This window comes from Pseudomonas sp. THAF187a (genome assembly GCF_009363395.1).
GTDB lineage: Bacteria > Pseudomonadota > Gammaproteobacteria > Pseudomonadales > Pseudomonadaceae > Aquipseudomonas > Aquipseudomonas khazarica.
Genome location: NZ_CP045349.1, coordinates 1457022 through 1479787 on the forward strand (window position 1 = coordinate 1457022; position 22766 = coordinate 1479787).

At 65.6% G+C, this 22766-nt stretch carries 23 protein-coding genes; 9 read left to right on the forward strand and 14 right to left on the reverse strand.

Translation table 11 applies throughout. The features are described from left to right. The first annotated feature begins 10 nt into the window (after window positions 1–10). Complete coding sequence (locus FIV02_RS06725; protein WP_047587649.1) at window positions 11–889, forward strand: LysR substrate-binding domain-containing protein; 879 nt, start codon at window positions 11–13, stop codon at window positions 887–889. Here the strand turns inward: FIV02_RS06725 and FIV02_RS06730 are convergent. The 6 genes from FIV02_RS06730 to FIV02_RS06755 form a co-directional block, all read right to left on the reverse strand. Beyond that, window positions 876–1529, reverse strand: coding sequence for an HAD family phosphatase (locus tag FIV02_RS06730; RefSeq protein WP_037056961.1), 654 nt, complete (start codon window positions 1527–1529; stop codon window positions 876–878). The two genes, FIV02_RS06725 and FIV02_RS06730, sit on opposite strands and share 14 nt — an antisense overlap. Then, complete coding sequence (locus FIV02_RS06735; protein ID WP_037056963.1) at window positions 1529–2515, reverse strand: ABC transporter ATP-binding protein; 987 nt, start codon at window positions 2513–2515, stop codon at window positions 1529–1531. Before FIV02_RS06735 ends, FIV02_RS06730 begins: the two co-directional genes overlap by 1 nt. After that, complete coding sequence (locus tag FIV02_RS06740) at window positions 2512–3309, reverse strand: ABC transporter permease (protein ID WP_152488176.1); 798 nt, start codon at window positions 3307–3309, stop codon at window positions 2512–2514. The genes FIV02_RS06735 and FIV02_RS06740 overlap by 4 nt, the downstream gene beginning before the upstream one ends. After that, window positions 3296–4141: an ABC transporter permease subunit gene (locus tag FIV02_RS06745; RefSeq protein WP_152488177.1), complete on the reverse strand. Its 846-nt coding sequence runs from the start codon at window positions 4139–4141 to the stop codon at window positions 3296–3298. The genes FIV02_RS06740 and FIV02_RS06745 overlap by 14 nt, the downstream gene beginning before the upstream one ends. After that, on the reverse strand, window positions 4138–4944 hold the full coding sequence (locus FIV02_RS06750) for an alkaline phosphatase family protein (RefSeq protein WP_152488178.1): 807 nt from the start codon (window positions 4942–4944) through the stop codon (window positions 4138–4140). The genes FIV02_RS06745 and FIV02_RS06750 overlap by 4 nt, the downstream gene beginning before the upstream one ends. 186 nt (window positions 4945–5130) lie before the next feature. Further along, entirely contained in the window at window positions 5131–6189 is a 1059-nt protein-coding gene (locus FIV02_RS06755; RefSeq protein ID WP_037056973.1) for an ABC transporter substrate-binding protein, read from the reverse strand. A gap of 316 nt (window positions 6190–6505) precedes the next feature. Between FIV02_RS06755 and FIV02_RS06760 the strand changes: the two genes are divergently transcribed. The 4 genes from FIV02_RS06760 to FIV02_RS06775 all read left to right on the forward strand — a co-directional run bounded on the left by FIV02_RS06760 (window position 6506) and on the right by FIV02_RS06775 (window position 8953). After that, complete coding sequence (locus FIV02_RS06760; RefSeq protein WP_037056975.1) at window positions 6506–7222, forward strand: UTRA domain-containing protein; 717 nt, start codon at window positions 6506–6508, stop codon at window positions 7220–7222. A gap of 109 nt (window positions 7223–7331) precedes the next feature. Continuing rightward, window positions 7332–7694, forward strand: coding sequence for a YciI family protein (locus FIV02_RS06765; protein ID WP_037056978.1), 363 nt, complete (start codon window positions 7332–7334; stop codon window positions 7692–7694). Between the two features lie 31 nt (window positions 7695–7725). Continuing rightward, the gene (locus FIV02_RS06770) at window positions 7726–8514 is read left to right on the forward strand and encodes a DUF899 domain-containing protein (RefSeq protein ID WP_152488179.1); all 789 of its coding nucleotides are present in this window, start codon (window positions 7726–7728) and stop codon (window positions 8512–8514) included. Window positions 8515–8530: 16 nt separating this feature from the next. After that, on the forward strand, window positions 8531–8953 hold the full coding sequence (locus FIV02_RS06775; protein WP_152488180.1) for a nuclear transport factor 2 family protein: 423 nt from the start codon (window positions 8531–8533) through the stop codon (window positions 8951–8953). A gap of 80 nt (window positions 8954–9033) precedes the next feature. Here FIV02_RS06775 and FIV02_RS06780 read toward each other — a convergent pair whose 3' ends face one another. Further along, window positions 9034–9570: a tetratricopeptide repeat protein gene (locus FIV02_RS06780; protein WP_134677402.1), complete on the reverse strand. Its 537-nt coding sequence runs from the start codon at window positions 9568–9570 to the stop codon at window positions 9034–9036. A 144-nt stretch (window positions 9571–9714) separates the two neighbouring features. Here FIV02_RS06780 and FIV02_RS06785 point away from each other — a divergent pair, with 144 nt between their 5' ends. Beyond that, window positions 9715–10842, forward strand: coding sequence for a M14-type cytosolic carboxypeptidase (locus FIV02_RS06785; protein WP_152490093.1), 1128 nt, complete (start codon window positions 9715–9717; stop codon window positions 10840–10842). Window positions 10843–10975: 133 nt separating this feature from the next. Here the strand turns inward: FIV02_RS06785 and FIV02_RS06790 are convergent, their stop codons facing one another. Next, window positions 10976–12235, reverse strand: a complete 1260-nt coding sequence (locus FIV02_RS06790) for an OprD family porin (RefSeq protein ID WP_152488181.1) — start codon at window positions 12233–12235, stop codon at window positions 10976–10978. 482 nt (window positions 12236–12717) lie between these two features. Between FIV02_RS06790 and FIV02_RS06795 the strand changes: the two genes are divergently transcribed. Then, the gene (locus FIV02_RS06795) at window positions 12718–13071 is read left to right on the forward strand and encodes a 5-carboxymethyl-2-hydroxymuconate Delta-isomerase (RefSeq protein ID WP_152488182.1); all 354 of its coding nucleotides are present in this window, start codon (window positions 12718–12720) and stop codon (window positions 13069–13071) included. An 18-nt stretch (window positions 13072–13089) separates the two neighbouring features. Here FIV02_RS06795 and soxR read toward each other — a convergent pair whose 3' ends face one another. Beyond that, complete coding sequence (gene soxR, locus FIV02_RS06800; RefSeq protein ID WP_037056995.1) at window positions 13090–13548, reverse strand: redox-sensitive transcriptional activator SoxR; 459 nt, start codon at window positions 13546–13548, stop codon at window positions 13090–13092. A gap of 42 nt (window positions 13549–13590) precedes the next feature. Between soxR and FIV02_RS06805 the strand changes: the two genes are divergently transcribed. Further along, complete coding sequence (locus FIV02_RS06805; protein WP_230622741.1) at window positions 13591–14205, forward strand: NADPH-dependent FMN reductase; 615 nt, start codon at window positions 13591–13593, stop codon at window positions 14203–14205. Window positions 14206–14295: 90 nt separating this feature from the next. Here FIV02_RS06805 and gcvT read toward each other — a convergent pair whose 3' ends face one another. The 4 genes from gcvT to gcvH all read right to left on the reverse strand — a co-directional run bounded on the left by gcvT (window position 14296) and on the right by gcvH (window position 20182). Continuing rightward, the gene (gene gcvT / locus FIV02_RS06810; protein ID WP_037056998.1) at window positions 14296–15420 is read right to left on the reverse strand and encodes a glycine cleavage system aminomethyltransferase GcvT; all 1125 of its coding nucleotides are present in this window, start codon (window positions 15418–15420) and stop codon (window positions 14296–14298) included. Window positions 15421–15489: 69 nt separating this feature from the next. Beyond that, entirely contained in the window at window positions 15490–16743 is a 1254-nt protein-coding gene (glyA, locus tag FIV02_RS06815; RefSeq protein ID WP_152488183.1) for a serine hydroxymethyltransferase, read from the reverse strand. A gap of 193 nt (window positions 16744–16936) precedes the next feature. Then, complete coding sequence (gene gcvP / locus FIV02_RS06820; protein WP_152488184.1) at window positions 16937–19789, reverse strand: aminomethyl-transferring glycine dehydrogenase; 2853 nt, start codon at window positions 19787–19789, stop codon at window positions 16937–16939. 9 nt (window positions 19790–19798) lie between these two features. Further along, a complete protein-coding gene (gene gcvH / locus FIV02_RS06825) occupies window positions 19799–20182 on the reverse strand; it encodes a glycine cleavage system protein GcvH (protein WP_037055368.1) in 384 nt (127 codons plus the stop codon). A 343-nt stretch (window positions 20183–20525) separates the two neighbouring features. On the opposite strand from gcvH, the gene sodC reads away from it, so the two are divergent. Beyond that, complete coding sequence (gene sodC / locus FIV02_RS06830) at window positions 20526–21065, forward strand: superoxide dismutase family protein (RefSeq protein ID WP_037055370.1); 540 nt, start codon at window positions 20526–20528, stop codon at window positions 21063–21065. A 153-nt stretch (window positions 21066–21218) separates the two neighbouring features. On the opposite strand, the gene FIV02_RS06835 is transcribed toward sodC, so the two are convergent. Beyond that, complete coding sequence (locus tag FIV02_RS06835; RefSeq protein ID WP_152488185.1) at window positions 21219–22739, reverse strand: sigma-54-dependent transcriptional regulator; 1521 nt, start codon at window positions 22737–22739, stop codon at window positions 21219–21221. Window positions 22740–22766 lie beyond the last annotated feature (27 nt).

Here is a 22766-nt window from a genome sequence, read left to right on the forward strand (position 1 = left end):
AGGTGTCGATATGCTCGATCCCGTGCTGTTGCGCAGCTTTCTCGCCGTGGTCCAGACCGGTGGCTTCACCCGTGCCGCGGCCAGCCTGCACCTGACCCAGTCCACGGTCAGCCAGCAGGTGCGGCGCCTGGAGGAGCAGATCGGCGCCGAGCTGCTCGACCGCAGCGGCCGCTACGTGGTGACCACCACCGAAGGTGAACGCCTGCTCGGTTATGCCAATCGCATCGTTGCGCTGATGGACGAAGCGCTGCTCGCGCTGGGCCAGAGTGCGGTGGAGGGTGAGGTGCGGCTTGGCGTGCCGGACGATTTCGCGGCCAACAGCCTGACCCCTTACCTGGCGGATTTCGCCGACGCGCACCCTGGCATCCGCCTGGAGATCACCAGCGGCCTCAGTCACGACGTGTGGCGTGCGTTCAACGCCGGCGAGCTGGATCTGGCGCTGATCAAGCAGCGCGCCGGCAGCGCCAAGGGGCTGGCCAGCTGGGCCGAGCCCCTGGCCTGGCTGGACAGCCGCGCACGGCCGGTGCTGGCGCGCAACCCGGTGCCGCTGGCGGTGTTCCCGCCCAATGGCCTGTATCGCCTGGAAATGACCCACGCCCTGGATGCCATGGGCAAGCCCTGGCGCATCGCCTATGTCAGCAGCAGCCTGCCGGGCGTCAGCGCGGCGGCCGAAGGCGGCCTGGGCCTGACTCTGCTGCCGCGCCGCCTGATCACCGCGGCGCACCGCGAACTGGGGGCCGCCGAAGGCTTTGCCGCCGTGGCACCGGTGGAGGTGGCCCTGCACGCGCGCAACCAGTTGCCCGGTTATGCGCGTGAGTTGGCGGCGGCGTTGATCGAGGCGTGCGAAGGGATCATGCAGGCCCCGGCTGGCGCGCTCAGCGCCAGTTGAGGATCGGCCAGCCCGCCTGTTCGGCGTGGGCGCGCAGGACCGGGTCCGGGTTGACGGTGAAGGGCTTTTCCACCAGTTGCAGCAGCGGCAGGTCGTTGCGCGAGTCGGAGTAGAAGGCGGCCCCGGCCAGGCTTTCGCCCTGTTCACTGAGCCAGGCATGCAGGCGCGTCACCTTGCCTTCGCGATAGGTCAGCACGCCTTCGGTGCGTCCGGTGTAGAAGCCCCGCTGTTGTTCCAGGTCGATGGCCAGCACTTCGCCGATGCCGAAGCGTTCGGCAATCGCGCTGACCAGGAAGTGCGCCGAGGCGGAGATCACCAGCAGGCGGTCGCCGGCTTCGCGGTGCCGGGCCAGGCAGCGGCTGGCGTCGCTGTAGAAGATCGGCTCGATCACGTCCTCGACGAAGGGCTCGACCACGTGGGCGACTTCCTCGGGCGTGCGCCCGACCAGCGGCGACAGGGTGAAGGCCATGTAGTCCTCCATGGCCAGGGTCCCGCTGGCGTACTGGCGCATCAGCTCCTGCTCGTGGCTGATGAAGGAATCGCCATCGGCCCAGCCGATCTTCACCATTTCCTCGGTCCACAGGGTGGAGCAGTCGCCGTGGATCAGGGTTTCGTCCAGATCGAATATGACCAGGGCCATCACGCCACCTCCCGGATTGCGCCGACATCGATCTGCAGGCTGACCTGCTGGCCGCAGCTGTAGAGTTCATCCGCCGAGCGATTGAGCACGTCGACGAACAGCTCCACACCGCGGGCGTCGATGCGGTAGCGCACGACGTTGCCCAGCAGGCTGTGGCTGACGATTTTCGCGCCGATGCCATGCTCGGCGAAGGCGATGGCTTCCGGACGAATCGCCACGCGCGAACTCACCGTCTGCTCCAGCAGGCGGCTGGCGGCATCGGCCTCGAGCAGGTTGTAGTTGCCGATGAAACCGGCGGCGAAGGCGTCCACGGGGGCGGTGTAGAGAGTCTCGGCGTCGCCGCTCTGGACGATCTTGCCGGCGTTCATGAGGAAGATGCGGTCGCTCATGGTCAGCGCCTCTTCCTGGTCGTGGGTGACGAAGATGGTGGTCAGGTTCAGTTCCTGCTGGATGGCGCGGATCTGCTCGCGCAGGTGTTTGCGAATGCGGGCGTCGAGGGCCGACAGCGGCTCGTCGAGCAGCAGCAGGCGCGGGCGGGTGACCAGCGAGCGGGCCAGGGCCACGCGCTGGCACTGGCCGCCGGAAAGCTGGTGCGGGTAGCGTGTGGCGAACTCGCCCAGCTCGACCATGTCCAGGGCTTCCTGCACGCGCTTGTCGCTCTCGGCCCTGGCCACTTTTTGCATGCGCAGGCCGAAGGCGACGTTCTGCGCCACGGTCATGTTGGGGAACAGCGCATAGCTCTGGAACACCATGCCGATGCCACGTTTCTGCGGCGTCAGCGGCACCAGGTCCTGGTCGCCGAGGATGATCTGCCCGCCATCGACGCCGGTCAGTCCGGCGATGCAGCGCAGCAGGGTGGACTTGCCGCAGCCGGAGGGGCCGAGCAGGGTGACGAACTCGCCCTGGGCGATCTCGCAGTTGATGTCGCTGAAGATGCGGGTGTCGCCGTAGCTTTTATGCAGGTTTTGGATGCTCAGGAAGCTCATGCCTTGTCCCTGTTCAAACGGTTGGCCGCCCAGGTGAAGACCAGGACGAAGAAGAAATAGGAGATCACCAGCGCACTGTTGAAGTGGCCGCTGCTGTTGCGCATGTTGTTCAGGTACACCTGCAGCGTTTCATAGCGGGTGCCGACCAGCATGTTGGCGAAGACGAACTCGCCGAACAGGAAGCTGAAGGAGAGGAACAGCGACACCATCAGGCCCTTGCGCAGATTCGGCAGCACCACCAGAAAGGCCGCCTTCCAGGTACTGGCGCCGAGCAGGTGGGCAGCGTCCATCAGGTCGCGCAGGTTGATCGCCTGCAGGTTGTTGCTGATGGCGCGGTACATGAACGGCAGGGCGATGGTGAAGTAACAGCCGAACAGGATCCACGGCGTGCCGGTCATCGCCAGCGGGCCGGAGCCATAGAGCTGCAGCAGGCCCACCGAGGACACCACCGGCGGTACCGCGAACGGCAGCAGGATCAGCACGTTCATCAGCGTGTCGAGCCTGGGGAAGTGGTAGTGCACCACGAACATCAGCGGAAGGATCAGCATCACCGACAGCGCCAGGGCGCCGACGCAGACCAGCAGCGACTGGGCGAAGGCGCGCAGGAAGCGCTCGTCGCTCCACAGGGCGGCGTACCACTTCAGTGTCAGGCCATCCGGCAGGATGGTCGCCGACCAGCTGGTGGACAGTGAGTAGAGCAGAGTGCCGGCCAGCGGCAGGAGCAGGATGAGGAACAGCAGCCAGACCACGACACGGTGGTAGAGGCTGGCGGCAGGGGCGTCAGCGCGTGACATGGTTGCTCCTTTTCAGCAGCAGCTGGTGAACGATGGTGATCAGCACCATCAGCCCGACCAGGATCATCGACAGGGCGCTGGCCAGGTTCGGGTCCAGCGAGATGTCACCGGCGACCAGGGACGCGATGCGGATCGGCAGCACGTTGAAGTTGCCCGTGGTCAGGTAGTACACCGTGGCGTAGGCGCCCAGGGCATTGGCCAGGAGGATGACGAAGGTGCCGAGCAGGGCCGGGGTCAGCACCGGTAGGCCGATGTGGCGCCAGAAGTCCCAGGTGCCGGCGCCGAGCAGCGCCGCCGACTCGCGCCAGTCCTGGCGCAGGGCGTCGAAGGCGGGGTAGAGCAACAGCACGCCCAGGGGAATCTGGAAGTAGGTGTAGAGGACGATCAGGCCGTTCTTCGAGTAGAGGTTGAAACCGTCGATCAGCCCGGCCTGGATCAGCAGCAGGGTCAGCGCACCGTTGAAGCCGAGCAGGATGATGAAGGCGAAGGCCAGCGGCACGCCGGTGAAGTTGCTGGTCATGTTGGAGAAGGCGATGACGAAGTCGCGCAGCTTCGAGTCCACCTGGCGCAGCGAGTAGCTGCCGAGGATGGCGATGGCCATGCCGAACAGGCTCGACCAGAAGGCGATCTGCAGGCTGTGCTTGATCGCCTGCAGGTAGAACTTGGAGGCGAAGATCTTCTCGAAATTGCCCAGGCCCCAGCCATTGGGGCCGTTCAGGCTGTTGACCGCCACCCACACCAGCGGCGCGACCTGGAACACCAGGAAGAACACGGCGAAAGGCAGCAGGCACAGCAGCGGTAACCAGCGTCGCAGGGAAGACGGCGCGCTCATTTCAACAGCTCCGCGCAGTAGGGTTTGTCATGGGGCACACCGAGCAGTTGGCAGATGCTGCCGCACAGTTCGACCTGCCGTGGGCGGGCGGCCGCGTCGAGGCTGAAGGCGTCGCCGATGACGAACAGCGGCACCTGGCGCTCCTCCGGCAACAGGCCGTTGTGCGAGCGGTCGACGTTCATGCCGTGGTCGGCGGTGACCAGCACCTGGTAGCCGGCATCGACCCAGTTCTGCAGGTGGTCGGCCAGCAGCACGTCGGCCATGCGTGCCGCGTTGCGGTACTGCGGGCTGTCCAGGCCGTGCTTGTGCCCGGCGTCATCGATGTTCATCGGGTGCACCAGCAGCAGGTCCGGCTCGTGCTGCAGGCGCAGGCTCTCGGCGTCGACGAACAGGTGCGAGTCCGGGTAGTGGTCGGCGTAGTAGAAATGGCCGTGCTGGATCGGCAGGCTCGGATCGCTGGTGTGGCGATCGCGCACGGCGACGAAGGGCGAACGGTTGTACAGCTCGCTGACCCAGTGATAGGCCGCGGCGGCGGTCGTCAGGCCGGCATCGCGCGCGTAATGAAACAGGCTGTGCTCACGCGACAGGCGCGAGACGTCGTTGTGCACCACGCCGCTGTCGATCGGGCGTACGCCGGTAAGGATGCATTCGTAGAGCGGGCGCGACAGCGCCGGCAGCTCGCAGTCCAGGCGGTAGTAGGCCGCCCGCCCGGCTTGGCACCAGGCATGCAGATGGCCCATGGCGTGTTGTGCGACCGAATGGCTGAGGCCGTCGAGCACGACGAGGATGACCTTGGAAGGCATGGGGGAAATCCTGAAAACGATGGAAGCGCTTAGCGGCTGAAGCCGCTCCTACAGGTACTGCCTGAGGGAGCGGCGTTTGTCGTGCGCAGGGTGGATGACACTCTTTTTATCTACCATCCGGGGTGTCGAATGGTGGACGGGTGGAGCGTCAGCTAAGCGCCCCGGTCCACCCTGCGCCTCAACCTATCACTCCATGTTGATGATGACGTGCTCCTGCCACAGCTGCGGCAGCGCCTTGGACGTGGCTTCCCAGGCCGCAGCGTCCTTGATCGGCTGGACCTTGGCGTACTGCTCGTTGGGCAGCAGCTTGGCCTGCACGTCGGCCGGCAGGGTCAGGTGCTCGGCGCGGATCGGCCGGGCGTTACCCTTGGCCAGGTTGATCTGGCCGGCGTCGGAAAGGATGTACTCACGCGCCAGCTTGGCCGCGTTCGGGTTCTTGGCGTACTTGTTGATGATGGTGCTGTAGCCGGAGATGACCGAGCCATCGGACGGAATCAGCACTTCGAAGCGGCTGGGGTCGATCTGGTCGCGGTAGGACAGGCCGTTGAAGTCCCACACCACGCCCACTTCCACTTCGCCCTTCTCCAGGGTCTGGATGGTCGGGTTGGACAGCGACAGGCGGCCCTGTTCGGCGATGCTGGCGAAGAAGTCCAGGCCCGGCTGGATGTTCTTCTCGTCGCCGCCGTTGGCGATGGCTGCAGCCAGTACGCCGTTGACGGCCTGGGCGGCGGCACTGACGTCACCGATGGCGACGCGGTACTTGCCGTTCTTCAGGTCGGCCCAGGACTTCGGTACGTCCTTGACCAGTTGCTTGTTGACGATGAATGCGATGGAGCCGGTGTAGGCCAGCATCCAGTGGCCGTCGGCATCCTTGGCCCAGCTCGGAATCTGCTCCCAGGTGCTCGGCTTGTAGGGCTGGGTCACGCCCTGCTGCACGGCGATGGGGCCGAAGGCGGCGCCTACGTCGCCGATGTCGGCGGTGGCGTTGTCCTTCTCGGCGGCGAACTTGGCGATCTCCTGGGCCGAGCTCATGTCGGTGTCGGAGTGCGTGAGGCCGTACTTGCTATTCAGGTCGTTCCAGGTGTCCTTCCAGTTGGCCCAGCTGTCGGGCATACCCACGCTATTGACCGCGCCTTCGGCGCGAGCGGCTTTTTCCAGCGCTTGCAGGTCGGTGCCTGCAGCCATGGCGGAAGTGGCGAGGGCAATCGCAGAACCCATCAGAGAAGCCAGCAGCAGTTGTTTCATCGGAAACTCCTTTGCGGTGTGTGTGTTGGTCTAGATCAGCAATACCCGAGCCAATCTAAGCGCCTTCGATGACAGTTTTATGTCCGTTTGCCAGCTGCAGATGTCTAGGCCTGTACGGATGGCGCGCTCAGCAAGCGTAGACCATGGATAAGTAACTGATTTAACGGGTTGTGCACGAAGGTCGTGGTGGCATGCGGCATGCTTGCAGCATAGCTGTCATCTATCAGTCATCTAGACTGCCTAGTCTTGTCACCCATTCGAGCGAATGACGTGTGCCCCGTGTTGGGGCTGGACTAGTCCAAAAGGGGAGAAATTGATGCGCGATGAAGCGCCGCGAGCGGTCACCATCATCTGCCGCGCATTGCAGGAGCAGATCGACCGGGGCCTGTTGCCGTCCGGCAGCAAGTTGCCGGCCGAGCGCAAGCTCAGCGAACTGTTCGACACCACCCGCATCACCCTGCGTGAGGCCCTGGGTCAGCTGGAGGCCCAGGGGCTGGTGTACCGCGAGGAACGCCGTGGCTGGTTCGTTTCTCCGCAGCGGGTGTCTTACAACCCGCTGGTCCGCACCCACTTCCATGCCATGGTCGCCGAACAGGGGCGGGTGCCCGCCACCGAGGTGCTCAGCGCAAGGCTGATGCCGGCCAGTGCGCAGGTCTGCCAGTTGCTGGAGCTGCCGGCGCTGTCCAGCGTCTACCAGGTGTGTCGGGCGCGGCGCATCGACGGGCGTCTGGTGCTGTACGTCGAGCATTACCTGAACCCGGCCTACTTCCCCGGCATTCTCGAATTCGACCTGACGCGCTCGCTGACCGACCTGTATGCCAGCGAGTACGGCATCCACTACGGCCGGGTACGCTTCGACATGGTGCCCACCGCATTGCACGCCGAGGCAGCGGCCAGCCTGCGGGTGGCGCCAGGCAGCCCGGCGCTGCGGGTCACCCGGGTCAATCGCGACCAGCATGGGCGCATCATCGACTGCGACCTGGAGTTCTGGCGTCACGACGCGATCCACGTCAGCGTCGAGGTGCCGCAGTAGTTCGCGCCTGACCGTTCGTCGGCTTCGACGCTGTTTTTTCGGCCATTGTCGAAACGGCGTCGTCGCGTTCGACTATCCAGTACCCACCGCCAAGGAACTGGAGCGCGACATGAAATACCTTTGCCTCGTCTATGCCAATGAGCAGGAGCTGCACAGCTCCCCCGACAGCCCCCATGACAGTGAGTGCCACGCCTACGCCCAGCAGGTGCAGGGCAGCGGGCGCATGCTCGCGGCGGAGGCGCTGCAGCCGGTGCAGACTGCCACCACGGTGCGCATGCGCGCTGGCCGGCTGACGATCACCGATGGGCCGTTCGCGGAAACCAAGGAGCAGTTGGCCGGCTTCTATCTGATCGAGGCGCGCGATCTCAATGAGGCGCTTCAGCTCGCCGGCCACATTCCCGCTGCCCGTGTCGGTTGCGTCGAGGTGCGACCGGTACGTGACCTGGATATCGACCCCGCCGCGCAGCACTGAGTCGCTGTCGTTCAGCCACAGGAGAACCGTCATGGATCGTCACCCTGTCCCCGAGGTCGCCACGCGTGAGCAATGGCTGGCCGCCCGCAAGGCATTGCTGGAGCAGGAAAAGGCACTGACCCGCCAGCGTGATGCGCTCAACCGTGCCCGTCGCGCCCTGCCCATGGTGCGGGTGGAGGAGGACTACCGTTTCCAGGGGCCGCGAGGCGAGGTCGGGCTGGAGGCGTTGTTCGACGGCCGCAGCCAGTTGATCGTCTACCACTTCATGTATCACATGGACCGTGGCAAGGGCTGCGCCGGGTGTTCCAGCCTGGTGGACAGCATCGGCCATCAGTCCCACCTGCATCAACGCGACACCAACCTGGTGCTGGTCTCGCGCGCGCCGCTGGCCGATCTCGAAGCCTTCAGGCAACGCATGGGCTGGTCGCTGCCCTGGTACAGCTCCCATGGCAGCCGCTTCAACTACGACTACCACGCCACCACCGACGAGCAGGTCGCGCCGGTGCAGTACAACTACCGCGACAAGGAGGAGCTGCTGCGCCTGGGGCAGGGCTACCACGTCCAGGGCGAGCAGCACGGACTGAGCGTGTTCCTGCGCGACGGCGGGCAGATCTATCACACCTATTCCTGTTATGGCCGGGGCGTGGAGATGCTGATGGGCAGCTTCCATTTCCTCGACCTCACGCCTTTTGGTCGCGGCGAGGGTTGGGACGGCATGCCGGATCTGGATGGCAAGGGCCTCGACTGGACCCGTTTGCACGACGAGTACGAGCAGCGTGCGCCTGCGCACGACTGCTGCGCCCACAAGGCCCGAACCTGAGCGAAGGAGCAACGCCATGAGTCAGTCCGAACTGCAAGACGCACTGAACAGCTGGACCCAAGCCTGCCGCAGCAAGGATGTGGCGCGCATCATGAGTCACTACGTGGAGGATGTGGTCGCCTATGACGCCGTGGGCCCGTTGCGCCTCCAGGGGCGCCCGGCGTATCAGGCGCATTGGCAGGCCTGCATGGAAATGTGCAGCGGCGAGGGGCGCTTCGATCCGCATGAGCCGAGCTTCAACGTCAGCGCTGATCTCGCGGTCAGCCATTACCTGCTGCACTGCGGTGGCAGCAATGACAAGGGGGAGCTGGAAACCTGCTGGATGCGCGTGACTCAGTGCCTGCGGCGCCAGGCTGGCCGCTGGCTGATCTTCCACGAGCACTTCTCCGCACCCTGCGACATGGAGAGTGGCAAGGCGCTGTTCGATCTGCAGCCCTGAGCCCGCATGCGGGCTCAGGCGCGGTCACCGTGGCGACACCCGCAGGCGAAGCGTGGCACGTGTGGCCGCGCTGCGACGCCTCACTGCCGGCCCAGCGCCGCGCAGGAGGCCTGGTAGTCCTGCGCGCAGGCGCTCTGGTACAGGCGCAGGGCCTGGTCGGGATCACGCGGCACACCGCCTTCGCCACGCCGATAGAGATTGCCGAGCACGTGCTGGGCCATGGGGTTGCCGGCCGCCGCCGACTGGTTGAGGTACTTGAGCATGTCGCGCTGGTTGGCGAACTCCGGCGCGTCGCGCCCGGTGTAGAGGTAGGCCAGGCTCACCGCCGCCATCGCATGGCCCTTGTCGGCAGCCCGCTTCCACCAGTACTCGGCCTGCTTGAGATTCTTCTCCGGCTGGCCGACGAAATAGCTGCTGCCGAGCTGGAACTGGCTGTCCAGGTCGCCGCGCTCGGCCTGCTGGCGCAGCTGCTCCTGCTGCGTCTGGGCGGCGGGCTGGCCGGTCTGCGAGTCCTTTGGGGCGGTGCCGGAGTCCGGGCTGCGCCCTGCACAGCCGGCCAGCAGCGCCAGGGCGAGCAGGGCGACGGCGGCGCGACGAAAGGGGGGCAAGATGGGCATGGCGGCGGACTCCTTGTTTGACGTGTGATGGCGTTAGGCCCGAGTCGTTCACCATAGTTCGCTTCGCACCGTTCATGCACTGACGACTTCACACCTGAGCGACTAGCTGCAATCCTGATGGCCGGTTTCGTCGGCGAGGCAGTCATGAAGATCAGTGCGGATTTCGACAGCGGCAATATCCAGGTCATCGATTCCAGTGACCCGCAGCGAGTATTGCTGGCCATGCGGCCAGATCTCAACAGCCATCATTTTCAGTGGTTCCACTTTCAGGTCGACGGCCTGCAGGTCGGCCAGCGTCATGGTTTCTGCCTGACCAACGCCGGGCAGTCGGCCTACAACCAGGCCTGGGACGGTTACCAGGCCGTGGCCAGCTACGACCAGCAGCACTGGTTTCGCGTACCCACGCGTTTCGCCGACGGGCAGCTGCACTTCGAGTTGCAGGCCGAGGGCGAGCAGGCCTGGTTCGCCTACTTCGAACCCTATCCGCGGGCACGCCATGAGCGCCTGGTCGGTGCGGCGCTGGAGCGTGGTGCCGAGCTGGTAGCCTGCGGTCGCAGCCTGGAGGGACGCGATATCCAGTTGCTGCGTATCGGCGGCCAGGCAGCAGCGCCGCGCAAGTTGTGGATCATCGCCCAGCAGCATCCCGGCGAGCACATGGCCGAGTGGTTCATGGAGGGGCTGATCGAGCGCCTGCAGGACCCCGATGACGCCGAGATCGCCGCGCTGCTGGCCGAGGCCGAACTGTACCTGGTGCCGAACATGAATCCGGATGGCGCCTACCGGGGGCATCTGCGCACCAACTACGCCGGGCAGGACCTCAACCGCGCCTGGCAGTCGGCCAACTCCGAGCACAGCCCGGAAGTGTTGTTCGTGCTGCAGCACATGCAGCGCATTGGCGTCGACCTGTTCCTGGATATCCATGGCGACGAGGAAATTCCCCACGTGTTCACGGCCGGCTGCGAGGGCAACCCGAGTTACACGCCGCGCCTGGCCGCCCTGGAGGAAGATTTCCGCAGCCGTCTGGTCGGCATCGGCGCCGAGTTCCAGACCCGTTTCGGCTACCCGCGCAGCCAGCCCGGCCAGGCCAACCTGACCCTGGCCTGCAACGCCGTAGGCGAGGCGTTCGACTGCCTGTCGTTCACCATCGAGATGCCGTTCAAGGATCACGATGACAGCCCGCAGCCGGGTACCGGCTGGAATGGCGCCCGTTCGAAGAGGCTGGGGCGGGATGTGTTGACGGTGCTGGCGCAGATGGTCGAACGCTTGCGCTGAAGGAGGAACCGGCGAACGGCACGGGCGGCGCCGCTGCAGCGCCTGAAATGAATGAAAAAAAGCCCGTCACGAGGACGGGCGCAAAGTGCCGTAAACACACAGGAGTCGATAGGACGCAGTGAGGCGTCGGAAATTACAGGATCGACAGCGGGTAGTTGATGATCAGGCGGTTCTCGTGCAGGTCCTGGCCAACGTCGCGGCGGACGTTGGAGTTACGCCAGCGCACGTTCAGGTTCTTCAGCGTGCCTTCCTGGATGGTGTAGGCCAGCTCGGTCTCGCGGCTCCATTCCTCGGCGTCGGTACGGCCGCCGGTGTGGATGTTGGAACCACTGGTGTAACGGTTCATCAGGGTCAGGCCGGGAATGCCGAGGCCGGCGAAGTTGTAGTCGTGACGCAGCTGCCAGGAGCGCTCCTGCGGGTTGTCGAAGGCCGACAGGTAGCCATCGTTGACCAGCGAGCCGCCGCTGGCGCCGTCGATGCGCAGGAACTTGGTGTCACCGCTCAGGCGCTGGTAGGTGACCTGGAAGGTGTTGTTGCCTTTCTTCGCCGACAGCGCGCCCTGGTAGACCTTGTTGTCCAGGTCGCCGGCCTTCGATGCGCCTTCGTCCTTGCCGTTGAAGTAGCCGAGGTTGGCGCCCAGCACCCAGTCACCCACCGGCTGGCTGTGGGTCAGCTGCAGGAAGCTCTGCTGGTAGACGTCTTCCAGGCGCGCATGCCAGGCGCCGACCATGGTGCGGTTGTCATTGAAGCGGAACTCACCGCCGCCGAAGTTGAAGTCGTCGCCTTTCACCCCGCCGAAGGACATGTCTTCGCGGCTGGCGTCATGACGCTGGCTGTTCTTCCAGAACTGGCCGCCGTACAGGGTCAGACCCTCGATCTCGCTGGAGGTCAGCTGGGCGCCCTGGAAGGTCTGCGGCAGCGAGCGACCGTCGTCCGCGCGCAGGATCGGCAGTACGGCGAACCATTCGCCGACCTTCAGCTCGGTCTTGGATATCTTGGCCTTGGCGGCCACGGCCGTGCGGCCGAACTGGTCAGCGGCTTCGCCATCGTCATGGATGGGCATCAGGTTGGTGTTGGCGGCGCCACGGTTGCCATCGAGCTTGAAGCTGTACAGGCCGAGCACATCGAGGCCGAAGCCGACGGTGCCTTCGGTATAGCCGGAGCGGGCATCGAGGATGAAGCTCTGGGTCCAGCCTTCGGCCTGGCCCTGGCGTTCGCCCTGGATCCGCGGATCGGTGCCGTTCAGGTAGTTGCGGTTGAAGTAGTAGTTGCGCAGGTTCAGCGAGACCTTGGCGTCCTCGATGAAGCCGGCGGCATGCGTCGTGGCAGGCAGGATCAGCGCCAGTGCGGTGCTGCCGAGCAGCGCCAGGGGAAGGGTGTTGCGTGCAGTCATTGTTGTTGTGCTCCCAGTTTTTGAACGAACCGTCCCCTGCGGGCTGGTGGCAGCCTGCATGTCGGGTTGGTGGTTGAAGTGCCCCGCAGGGCAGGCCGGCCTGAAGCGACCGGTCATTGCCGGTGGCTGGGGTCAGCCTCCGGCGAATCCGCTTCTGTGGCGTGTGGTGGCGATGGCTGCCGAGCAGGTGAGGCGCTGCTGCGCTGGGGAAGAGGCGAGAGTGGTCATGTCCTAGCCCTGATTCTTGTTGTTATTGTTTGTCATATGTCGTCATACAACTGATCGGATTATCGACAGCCTTTTTGTCGCTTGTCAACGCATGGCTAGACGAAAGTCTGAGGGGCTTTCTCCCCGTATCTTGCGGTTTGTCTGCGCTATCCAGGTACGGGCAGGCCTTTCCAGGGGGCTCGGGGCAATCTGCTGGTATCGATATCGTTGTGTGATAACGTATGACGACGTTCCCGATGTCGAGGCGCTTGCCCATGCCCCACTGCCTGATCGAAGCGGCCCGCGAGGTGGCTGAGCTGATTGCGCCGCAGGCGCTGTTGCAACTGGTGCATGAGCAGGCGGCCGCCAGTGGCCTGTTCCGCCCGGACGAGATCAAGGTGCGCCTGAGCCTCCACGAGCATCATTGCGTCGGGGGCGAGCCGGGGCCTTTCGTGCACCTGATCTTCTACCTGCTGTCCGGGCGCAGCGATGAGGACAAACGGGCCCTGTCGCGCCGCATCGTGCGTGCACTGGTGCAGCACTTGCCCCAGGTTCCGGCGATTTCCCTGGACATGCGCGAGATGCAGCGCGAGCTGTTCAGCAACCGGCGCAACTGCCAGGACGACTAGTGCGCTCGAGCGAGGCCGTCAGTCGACTTCCAGCAGGCGTGCGCCCGTGCCCTGCTGGCCCAGGGTGTCCTGGGGGTTGCGCAGCGGGCAGTCCTGCATCGACAGGCAACCGCAGCCGATACAGCCGGTGAGCTGGTCGCGCAGTCGTGTCAGCTGCCTGATGCGCGCGTCTAGGTCGTTGCGCCATTGCGCCGACAGCCGCTGCCAGTCGGCGGCCGTGGGCAGGTGGTCGCTGGGCAGGCTGTCCAGTGCCGTGCCGATGTCGGCCAGTGGCACACCAAGGCGTTGCGCCACCTTGATGATCGCCACGCGGCGCAGCACATCGCGTCGGTAACGCCGCTGGTTGCCGGCGTTGCGCTGGCTCTGGATCAGGCCCTTGGACTCGTAGAAGTGCAGGGCAGATACCGTCACGCCGCTGCGTTCGGCGACCTCGCCGACGCTGAGCGGGCGTTCGTGGATGCAGCGTGGCGCTGTCATGAAAGAATCCTGTTGACCTCATGTTAAGTTGAGGTTTTACCCTTGCTGGCCTGGATAGACAACACCGAGGGTATTCCCATGCAGGACCGCATTCGTCTGGTACTGATCTACGGCAGTGTGCGTGAGGAGCGCTTCTGCGACCAGGTGGTGGCCTGGGCGCGCGAGCAGATCGAACAACGCAGCGAGTTCGAGCTGAGTCTGGTCGATCCGGCCGTGATGTTCCGCCAGCCCGATGAGGCGCCGGCCACCGCACAGCAGCGTCATCAGTCGCTGCAGCAGTTGTTGCGGGCAGATGCCTTTCTCATCGTCACGCCGGAGTACAACCACGGCTATCCGTCGGCGCTCAAGCAGTTCATCGATGAAGTGCCGGCGTCCTGGGATGCGCGGCCGGTGGGCTTCGTCAGCTATGGCGGGGTGTCGGGAGGGCTGCGTGCCGTGGAGCAGTTGCGCCAGGTGCTGGCAGAGTTGCACGCGATGACGGTACGCGGCTCGGTGAGCTTCACCAATGCCTGGGAACAGTTCGATGAGCGCGGCGCGCTGCGCGAACCCCGGCATGCCAACTCGGCGCTGGCACACACCCTGGTGCAGCTGAACTGGTGGGCGCAAACGCTGCGCGCGGGGCGCGAACGGGTGCCCTATGAGCGGATCAGGGGGTAGGGCGGGTGAAACCCGCCACGTGCACCTGGCGGGTTCTCCCTTTCTGCGGCTGGCCCTCTGCCGGATACGGAGGAGGGCGCAGGACGCGGGTCAGCCGCGGTAGTAGCGCTGCGCCACGAACGGGGTCTTGGCGACTTTCATGGCCACGCGCTTGCCGCGCACCACGGCCCAGACGTCGCTGTCGATGGCGACATGGCTGGCGTCTACGTAGCCCATGGCCACTGGTGCGCCGAGGGTCGGGCCGAAGCCGCCGCTGCAGACCTGGCCAATCACCTTGCCGTCCGCATCGACGATTTCCGCGCCTTCACGCACCGGTACGCGCTCCTGCGGCAGCAGGCCCACGCGCTTGCGCGCCACGCCTTGCTGTTGCTGGGCGAACACGCGCTCGGCGCCCGGGAAGTTGCCGGCGCGCTCGCCGCCTTCGCGGCGGACCTTGGACATGGCCCACAGCAGGCTGGCTTCGATCGGCGTGGTTGCGCTGCTCATGTCGTGGCCGTACAGGCACAGGCCGGCTTCCAGGCGCAGCGAGTCGCGTGCGCCCAGGCCGATGGCCTCGACTTCCACTTCGGCCAGCAGGCTGCGCGCCAGGGCTTCGGCCTGTTCGACGGCGACGGAAATCTCGAAGCCGTCTTCGCCGGTGTAGCCGCTGCGGCTGACGATGCAGTCGCTGCCCAGCAGGCGTACGCGGGCGACCTGCATGAAGGTCATCTTGCTCACTTCCGGTGCCAGGCGGGCCAGCACGTCGACCGCTTTCGGGCCTTGCAGGGCGAGCAGGGCGCGCTCCTCGAACAGGCACTCGATCTGGCACTGGTCGCCGATGTGTTGCTGCAGGTGGGCCAGATCCTGATCCTTACAGGCCGCGTTGACCACCACGTACAGGGTGTCGTCACCCAGGTTGGCGACCATCAGGTCGTCGAGGATGCCGCCGTTGGCATCGGTGAACATGGCGTAGCGCTGCATGCCGGCCGGCAGGTCGATGATGTCGACCGGGACCAGGGTTTCCAGGGCGCGCGCGGCATTCTCGCCACGCAGCAGGATCTGCCCCATGTGCGACACGTCGAACAGGCCGGCGGCGTCACGGGTGTGCAGGTGTTCCTTCATCACGCCCAGCGGATACTGCACGGGCATGTCGTAGCCGGCGAAGGGCACCATGCGCGCGCCGAGTTCGATATGCAGGGCGTGCAGGGGAGTCTTGGCGAGAGTTTCAGTGGTCATGTCGAGTTCCTGTTGGGTGCGCCGAGCGCACCGGTAGGGGCCGCAGCGCGGCCCGTTGTTCGTCGGTTATCAGTCAGCGTAGACCGGGAAGGTGGCGCACAGCTCGGCCACCTGGCCACGGACGCGCTCGATCACGGCCGGGTTTTCCAGGTCATCGAGGATGTCGCAGATCCAGCCGGCCAGGGTGCGGCATTCGCCTTCCTTGAAGCCACGGCTGGTCACCGCCGGGGTACCGATGCGGATACCGGAGGTGACGAACGGCGACTGCGGGTCGTTCGGCACGGCGTTCTTGTTCACGGTGATGTGGGCAGCGCCCAGCGCCGCGTCGGCCGCCTTGCCGGTCAGGCCCTGCTTGACCAGGCTGATCAGCATCAGGTGGTTGTCGGTACCGCCGGAAACCACGTCATAGCCACGCTCGACGAACACCGCCGCCATGGCGCGGGCGTTGTCGATCACCTGCTGCTGGTAGGCCTTGAAGCCAGGCTCCAGCGCTTCCTTGAAGCACACCGCCTTGGCCGCGATGACGTGCATCAGCGGGCCACCCTGGGCACCGGGGAACACGGCGGAGTTGAGCTTCTTCTCGATCTCTTCGTTGGCCTTGGCCAGGATCAGGCCGCCACGTGGGCCGCGCAGGGTCTTGTGCGTGGTGGTGGTGACCACGTCGGCGAAGGGCACCGGGTTCGGGTACAGGCCGGCGGCGACCAGGCCGGCGACGTGAGCCATGTCGACGAACAGCAACGCACCGACCTGGTCGGCGATGGCGCGGAAACGGGCGAAGTCCAGCACGCGCGAATAAGCCGAGAAGCCGGCGACGATCATCTTCGGCTTGTGCTCCAGCGCCAGGCGCTCGACCTCGTCGTAGTCGATCAGGCCGTTCTCGTCGATGCCGTACTGCACCGCGTTGTACAGCTTGCCCGAGGACGACACCTTGGCGCCGTGGGTCAGGTGGCCGCCGTGGGCCAGGCTCATGCCGAGGATGGTGTCACCGGCATTGAGCAGCGCCAGGTAGACGGCGCTGTTGGCCGAGGAACCGGAATGCGGCTGGACGTTGGCGTAGTCGGCACCGAACAGCTGCCTGGCGCGCTCGATGGCCAGCGCCTCGACCTTGTCCACATGCTCGCAGCCACCGTAGTAGCGCTTGCCCGGATAGCCTTCGGCGTACTTGTTGGTCAGGCCGCTGCCTTGCGCCTGCATGACGCGCTGGCTGCAGTAGTTCTCCGAGGCGATCAGCTCGATGTGGTCTTCCTGGCGCTGTTCTTCGGCCTGGATCGCCGCGAGCAGGGCATCGTCATAACCCTGCAGTTGGTCGTGCTTGCTGAACATGGTGAGGCCCTCTTTATCGTTTTTCTCGGGATGCACTCGGCCCGCCCCGGTGAGGAGAGCCGAAAAATAGGGGAGGCTGGCATTGAACCGTCCCCCCTCCCCTTGAGGAGAGGGTCAGGGAGAGGGGCAGCGTAGACAACCGCTTTACCCTCTTCCCCGGCCCCTCTCCCGCAAGCGGGAGAGGGGAGGTTCATTACGCGTCCTGGTACGCCTCGATGGACGGGCAGGCGCAGACCAAGTTGCGGTCGCCGTAGACGTTGTCCACGCGGCCGACCGGCGGCCAGTACTTGGCCTCGATCAGGCTCGCCAGCGGGTACACGGCCTGCTCGCGGCTGTAGGCGTGGTGCCAGTCGCCGACCAGCTCCAGAGCCGTGTGCGGGGCGTTCTTCAGTGGGTTGTCGTCCTTGTCCAGGCGGCCTTGCTCGACCGCGCGGATTTCCTCGCGGATGGCGATCATGGCGTCACAGAAGCGATCCAGCTCTTCCTTGGACTCGCTCTCGGTCGGCTCGATCATCAGGGTGCCGGCTACCGGGAAGGACATGGTCGGGGCATGGAAGCCGAAGTCGATCAGGCGCTTGGCCACGTCGTCGACGGTGATGCCGCTGGTGTCCTTGAGCGGACGGATGTCGAGGATGCACTCGTGCGCCACCAGGCCGCCTTCACCGGAGTACAGCACCGGGTAGTGCTCTTCCAGGCGACGGGCGATGTAGTTGGCGTTGAGGATCGCCATCTGCGAGGCACGCTTGAGGCCATTGCCGCCCATCATGGTGATGTACATCCAGGTGATCGGCAGGATGCTGGCGCTGCCGAACGGCGCGGCGCTGACCGCACCTTCCTTGCGGGCCATGTTGGCGTGGCCGGGCAGGAAGGGAGCGAGGTGCGACTTGACGCCGATCGGGCCGACGCCCGGACCGCCGCCGCCGTGCGGGATGCAGAAGGTCTTGTGCAGGTTCAGGTGCGAGACGTCGCCGCCGAACTGGCCCGGGGCGCAGAGGCCGACCATGGCGTTCATGTTGGCGCCGTCGATGTACACCTGGCCGCCGTTGTCATGAATGATCTGGCAGATCTCGCGGATGCCTTCCTCGAACACACCGTGGGTGGACGGGTAGGTGATCATGATCGCGGCGAGACGATCCTTGTGCTCTTCGGCCTTGGCCTTGAGGTCAGCGATGTCGACGTTGCCGCGTGCGTCGCAGGCCGTCACCACCACGCGCATGCCGGCCATGGAGGCGGTTGCCGGGTTGGTGCCGTGGGCCGATTGCGGGATCAGGCAGATATCGCGCTGATCGTCGCCACGGCTCAGGTGATAGGCACGGATGGCCAGCAGGCCGGCGTACTCACCCTGGGAACCCGCGTTGGGTTGCAGCGACACGGCATCGTAGCCGGTGGCAGCGCAGAGCATGGCTTCCAGTTCGCTGGTCAGCTGGCTGTAACCGGCTGCCTGCTCGACCGGGGCGAAGGGGTGCAGATTGCCGAACTCCGGCCAGGTCACCGGGATCATCTCGCTGGCGGCGTTGAGCTTCATGGTGCAGGAGCCCAGCGGGATCATGCTGCGGTCCAGCGCCAGGTCCTTGTCGGCCAGCTTGCGCAGGTAGCGCATCAGCTCGGTTTCGCTGTGGTAGCGGTTGAACACCTCGTGGGCAAGGATCGCCGACTGGCGCAGCAGGCCTTCCGGCAGGCGGCTGGCGATCTGTGCGGCCAGGTCGCTGACGGCAGGGGCGGCCTGCTCACCGGCGAACAGCGCCAGCAGCGCCTCGACGGCGGCCTGGTCGGTGGTTTCGTCCAGCGACAGACCCAGGCGCTCGGCGTCGATCTCGCGCAGGTTGATGCCCGCAGCACGGGCCTTGGCATGCAGCTCGGCGGTCTTGGCGCCGGTCTTGATGCTCAGGGTGTCGAAGAAGTGCTGCTGCTCGACGCTGTGGCCCAGCTTGGTCAGGCCCAGGGCGAGGATGGCAGTGAAGCTGTGAACGCGCTGGGCGATCTCGGTCAGGCCTTTCGGGCCGTGGTACACGGCGTACATGCTGGCGATGTTGGCCAGCAGCACCTGGGCAGTACAGATGTTGCTGGTGGCCTTCTCGCGGCGGATGTGCTGCTCGCGGGTCTGCATGGCCAGGCGCAGGGCCGGCTTGCCGAAGCGATCGACCGACATGCCGACCAGGCGGCCCGGCATGTCACGCTTGAATGCATCGCGGGTGGCGAAGTAGGCGGCGTGCGGGCCACCGAAGCCCAGCGGGACACCGAAGCGCTGGGCGCTGCCCAGGGCGACGTCGGCACCGAACTCGCCCGGCGGGGTGAGCAGGGTCAGAGCCAGCAGGTCGGCGGCCACGGCCACCAGGGCGCCGGCGGCGTGGAAGCGCTCGACCAGGGCGCGGTAGTCGAAGATGTCACCGTTGCTGGCCGGGTACTGCAGCAGCGCGCCGAAGTAGGCGCTGGCATCGCTGATGGCGGCTTCGTCGCCGACTTCCACTTCGATACCCAGCGGCTCGGCACGGGTGCGCAGCACGTCGAGGGTCTGCGGGTGGCAGTGCTGGGAGGCGAAGAAGGTGTTGCTGGCCTTGTTCTTCGACAGACGTTTGCAGAAGGTCATGGCCTCGGCGGCTGCGGTGGCCTCATCCAGCAGGGACGCGTTGGCGATCTGCATGCCGGTGAGGTCGCTGATCAGGGTCTGGAAGTTCAGCAGCGCTTCCAGGCGGCCCTGGGAAATCTCCGGCTGGTACGGGGTGTAGGCGGTGTACCAGGCCGGGTTTTCCAGCAGGTTGCGCAGGATCGGGCTCGGCGTATGGGTGCCGTAGTAGCCCTGGCCGATGAAGTTCTTGAACTGCTGGTTGCGTGCGGCGATGGCCTTGATCTTGGCCAGGGCGTCGGCTTCCGACAGGCCCGGCTGTTCGCCGAGGATGCTGGTGCCCTTGATGCTCTCGGGGATCACGCTGTCGGTCAGCGCGTCGACCGAGTCATAGCCGAGCAGCTGCAGCATGGCAGCCGTATCGGCATCGCGCGGGCCGATGTGGCGGGCGATGAATTCGTTCTGGGTATCGAGCTTGGTCATGGCGGTCACTCAGGCGTCGGCGTTGGCATTCAACAGACGATCATAGCCGGCCTGGTCGAGGAGGTCGGCGAGAACGGCGTTGTCGGCCAGGCGCATACGGAAGAACCAGGCCTTGTCCAGGGGCGATTCGTTGACCAGCTCGGGGCTGCCTTCCAGGTCGCCGTTGAGTTCGACGATCTCGCCGTCCAGCGGCATGACGATGTTGCTGGCAGCCTTGACCGACTCCAGTACCGCCACTTCCTCGCCCTGGGCGTAGGACTTGGCTTCCGGCAGTTGCACATAGACCACATCGCCGAGCGCATCCTGGGCGTAATGGGTGATGCCGACGGTTACCAGACCATCGTTGTCCAGACGCAGCCATTCGTGATCGGCGGTGAAACGCAACTCGCTCATGTCAACTCCTCAAAGGGTAAAGGTGTCCGCTTCTAGGTGGCGGGCAGGTGATGGAGTGTTAGCAATGCCAGTGCCAGTATTAAAAATATCAATAAAATCAAAGGCTTAAATTGTTTTCTGGTGCTTTGTGCAAAATGGTCTAGGTTGTTCTGGAACGTTATCGATACGGATTGTCGCGTCGTAAATGGAAAAGTTTGCGTCGCGCCAGGCGCACTGCGGCTTCTGCCTGTTTGTTGCGTATTCGTTACAGTGGAATGATTTCGATACGCTGCTTGTCCGGAACCGCTGATCACCTCGGCAGGTCCCTATGCAGACCGTTAATCGACAAGGAGCTCGAACTCTCATGAAACCTTTGATTCCCCTGGCCTTCGCACTGCTCGGTGCCGCCTCCGTACAGGCCAGCGAGACCATCACCGTGACCATGCAACAGGCGACCGAGAAGGGACCGGGTGCGGCGGTGGGTACCGTGACCATCAGCGAGTCCGCTCACGGCCTGGTCTTCACCCCGAACCTCAAGGGCCTGGAGCCGGGCATCCATGGTTTCCATGTACATGCCAAGGCCAGCTGCGACGCGGTGGAGGCGGACGGCAAGCTGACACCGGCCGGAGCCGCAGGCGGTCACTGGGACCCGAACGAGGCCGGGCGCCATGGCTTCCCCTGGGAAGATGACGCTCACCTCGGCGACCTGCCTGCTCTCTACGTCGGGGCGGATGGCAGTGCCAGCCAGCCGGTGCTGGCACCACGGCTCGAGCATCTGGAGGCATTGCGCGATCATGCACTGATGATCCACGCCGGCTCCGACAACCACGCGGACCACCCGCAGCCGCTGGGCGGTGGCGGTGCACGCGTTGCCTGCGGGGTGATCAAGGCACCGGCCAGCTGACCGCACTCGGGCGGTTTCAGGCTGGGTCAGCGGCGCCAGTCGGCGCGCGGCCAGGCAGCGCAACTGCCGTGCGCCGCATGATCCAGCGGAAGATCGTGTTCGAGGCTGGCGGCTGGTTCGCCCAGCGGGGCGCTGCGCTTGCCGGGCGTGGGCTCAGTGCTTGCCGGGTATGCCGTACTTGCGCAGGCGCTTGGCGATGGCGGTGTGCGAGGTGCCCAGGCGTGCAGCCAGTTGCCGACTGGAGGGATGGCTGGCGTAGAGTTTCTCCAGCAGCGCGCGTTCGTAGTCGTCCATCGCCTGTTCCAGGCTGCCGACTTCCCCGTCGACCCTGGGCGCCACTTCGGTGCCGGCGATATCCAGGTCGTCCATCTCCACCCAGTTGCTGTCGCAGATGGCCGCCGCGCGGAAGATCACGTTCTGCAACTGGCGCACGTTGCCCGGCCAGCGCCCGGCCAGCAGCGCGGCGAAGGTGGCCGGCGCCAGGCGGCAGGGCAGGCGCTGGATCTGCGCGCAGGCCTGGGCCATGAAGTGCTGGGCCAGCAGCAGGATGTCCTGGCCCCGCTCGCGTAGCGGCGGCACTTCTAGGTTGAGCACGTTGAGGCGGTAGAACAGGTCTTCGCGGAAGCTGCCCTCGGTGACCATCTGCTCCAGGTCGCGATGGGTGGCGCTGAGGATGCGCACGTCCACTTTCACTTCGCGATCGCCACCGACGCGGCGGAAACTGCCGTCACTGAGGAAGCGCAGCAGCTTGGCTTGCAGGTAGGGCGACATTTCGCCGATCTCATCGAGGAACACCGTGCCCTGGTTGGCCAGCTCCAGCAGCCCCGGCTTGCCGCCGCGCTGGGCGCCCGTGAAGGCGCCGGGGGCATAGCCGAACAGCTCGCTCTCGGCCAGGTTCTCCGGCAGGGCGGCGCAGTTCAGTGCCAGGAAGGGCGCACTGCGACGCACGCTGACGGTGTGGCAGGCGCGCGCCACCAGCTCCTTGCCGGTGCCGGTTTCGCCGTGGATCAGCAGCGGCGCGTCGAGCGAGGCGACACGCAGGGCGCGGGCCTTGAGCGCACGGATCGGCGCCGATTCACCGAGCAGCGAATCGAACCCTTCCGCGTGGTCGTGATGCAGGGCCGCCAGGCGTTCACCCATGCGGCTGGGAGCATAGAGGGTGAGCAGGCCACCAGTGAGACGGCCATCCTCGGTGATCGGTTGGGCATCGAGCAGCAGGGGCTGGCCGGCGAAGTGCACCTCGCGCAGCGGCTGGTGGAAGCCGGCGCCGAGCAGCGATTGCTGCAGCGCCTCGTCACTGAACAATGAGGCGATGCTCTGCCCCTCGGGGGCGCGCCCGCACAGGTCGACCAGTGCCGGGTTGGCCAGTAGCACGGTGGCGCGATCGTCCACTGCCAGCACCGGGTCGGGCATGGCGGCGAGCAGGGCGTCCAGCTGCAGGCGGCGGCGCTGTCCCGGAAGGATGTCCACCACTTCCACGCTGCGCACGCCATGCACCTGCAACAGGGCGCCCTGCAGTTCCTGCAGCACCTCGGCGCTCAGCGTCGGCGCGTCGATGTAGACGTTCGGCGGTACCATTTCCACCGCATCGAGGTTCAGATTGCGCCCGCCAAGCAGCGCCAGGACTTCCTGGGTGATGCCGACGCGGTCGATGAAGCTGACGTGGATGCGCATTGATGAAGGTCGAAATGGGCGAACAGG

Bases quoted from the DNA above. Each gene is read 5' to 3' on its own strand.
- FIV02_RS06795 (WP_152488182.1), top strand. From the start codon at position 12,718: ATGCCCCACTGCCTGATCGAAGCGGCCCGCGAGGTGGCTGAGCTGATT.
- FIV02_RS06760 (WP_037056975.1), top strand. From the start codon at position 6,506: ATGCGCGATGAAGCGCCGCGAGCGGTCACCATCATCTGCCGCGCATTG.
- sodC (WP_037055370.1), top strand. From the start codon at position 20,526: ATGAAACCTTTGATTCCCCTGGCCTTCGCACTGCTCGGTGCCGCCTCC.
- FIV02_RS06735 (WP_037056963.1), bottom strand. From the start codon at position 2,515: ATGAGCTTCCTGAGCATCCAAAACCTGCATAAAAGCTACGGCGACACC.
- FIV02_RS06835 (WP_152488185.1), bottom strand. From the start codon at position 22,739: ATGCGCATCCACGTCAGCTTCATCGACCGCGTCGGCATCACCCAGGAA.
- FIV02_RS06765 (WP_037056978.1), top strand. From the start codon at position 7,332: ATGAAATACCTTTGCCTCGTCTATGCCAATGAGCAGGAGCTGCACAGC.
- FIV02_RS06780 (WP_134677402.1), bottom strand. From the start codon at position 9,570: ATGCCCATCTTGCCCCCCTTTCGTCGCGCCGCCGTCGCCCTGCTCGCC.
- gcvP (WP_152488184.1), bottom strand. From the start codon at position 19,789: ATGACCAAGCTCGATACCCAGAACGAATTCATCGCCCGCCACATCGGC.
- FIV02_RS06790 (WP_152488181.1), bottom strand. From the start codon at position 12,235: ATGACTGCACGCAACACCCTTCCCCTGGCGCTGCTCGGCAGCACCGCA.
- soxR (WP_037056995.1), bottom strand. From the start codon at position 13,548: ATGACAGCGCCACGCTGCATCCACGAACGCCCGCTCAGCGTCGGCGAG.
- FIV02_RS06740 (WP_152488176.1), bottom strand. From the start codon at position 3,309: ATGTCACGCGCTGACGCCCCTGCCGCCAGCCTCTACCACCGTGTCGTG.
- FIV02_RS06725 (WP_047587649.1), top strand. From the start codon at position 11: ATGCTCGATCCCGTGCTGTTGCGCAGCTTTCTCGCCGTGGTCCAGACC.
- FIV02_RS06755 (WP_037056973.1), bottom strand. From the start codon at position 6,189: ATGAAACAACTGCTGCTGGCTTCTCTGATGGGTTCTGCGATTGCCCTC.
- FIV02_RS06730 (WP_037056961.1), bottom strand. From the start codon at position 1,529: ATGGCCCTGGTCATATTCGATCTGGACGAAACCCTGATCCACGGCGAC.
- FIV02_RS06745 (WP_152488177.1), bottom strand. From the start codon at position 4,141: ATGAGCGCGCCGTCTTCCCTGCGACGCTGGTTACCGCTGCTGTGCCTG.
- gcvH (WP_037055368.1), bottom strand. From the start codon at position 20,182: ATGAGCGAGTTGCGTTTCACCGCCGATCACGAATGGCTGCGTCTGGAC.
- FIV02_RS06770 (WP_152488179.1), top strand. From the start codon at position 7,726: ATGGATCGTCACCCTGTCCCCGAGGTCGCCACGCGTGAGCAATGGCTG.
- gcvT (WP_037056998.1), bottom strand. From the start codon at position 15,420: ATGACCACTGAAACTCTCGCCAAGACTCCCCTGCACGCCCTGCATATC.
- FIV02_RS06775 (WP_152488180.1), top strand. From the start codon at position 8,531: ATGAGTCAGTCCGAACTGCAAGACGCACTGAACAGCTGGACCCAAGCC.
- FIV02_RS06750 (WP_152488178.1), bottom strand. From the start codon at position 4,944: ATGCCTTCCAAGGTCATCCTCGTCGTGCTCGACGGCCTCAGCCATTCG.
- glyA (WP_152488183.1), bottom strand. From the start codon at position 16,743: ATGTTCAGCAAGCACGACCAACTGCAGGGTTATGACGATGCCCTGCTC.
- FIV02_RS06785 (WP_152490093.1), top strand. From the start codon at position 9,715: ATGAAGATCAGTGCGGATTTCGACAGCGGCAATATCCAGGTCATCGAT.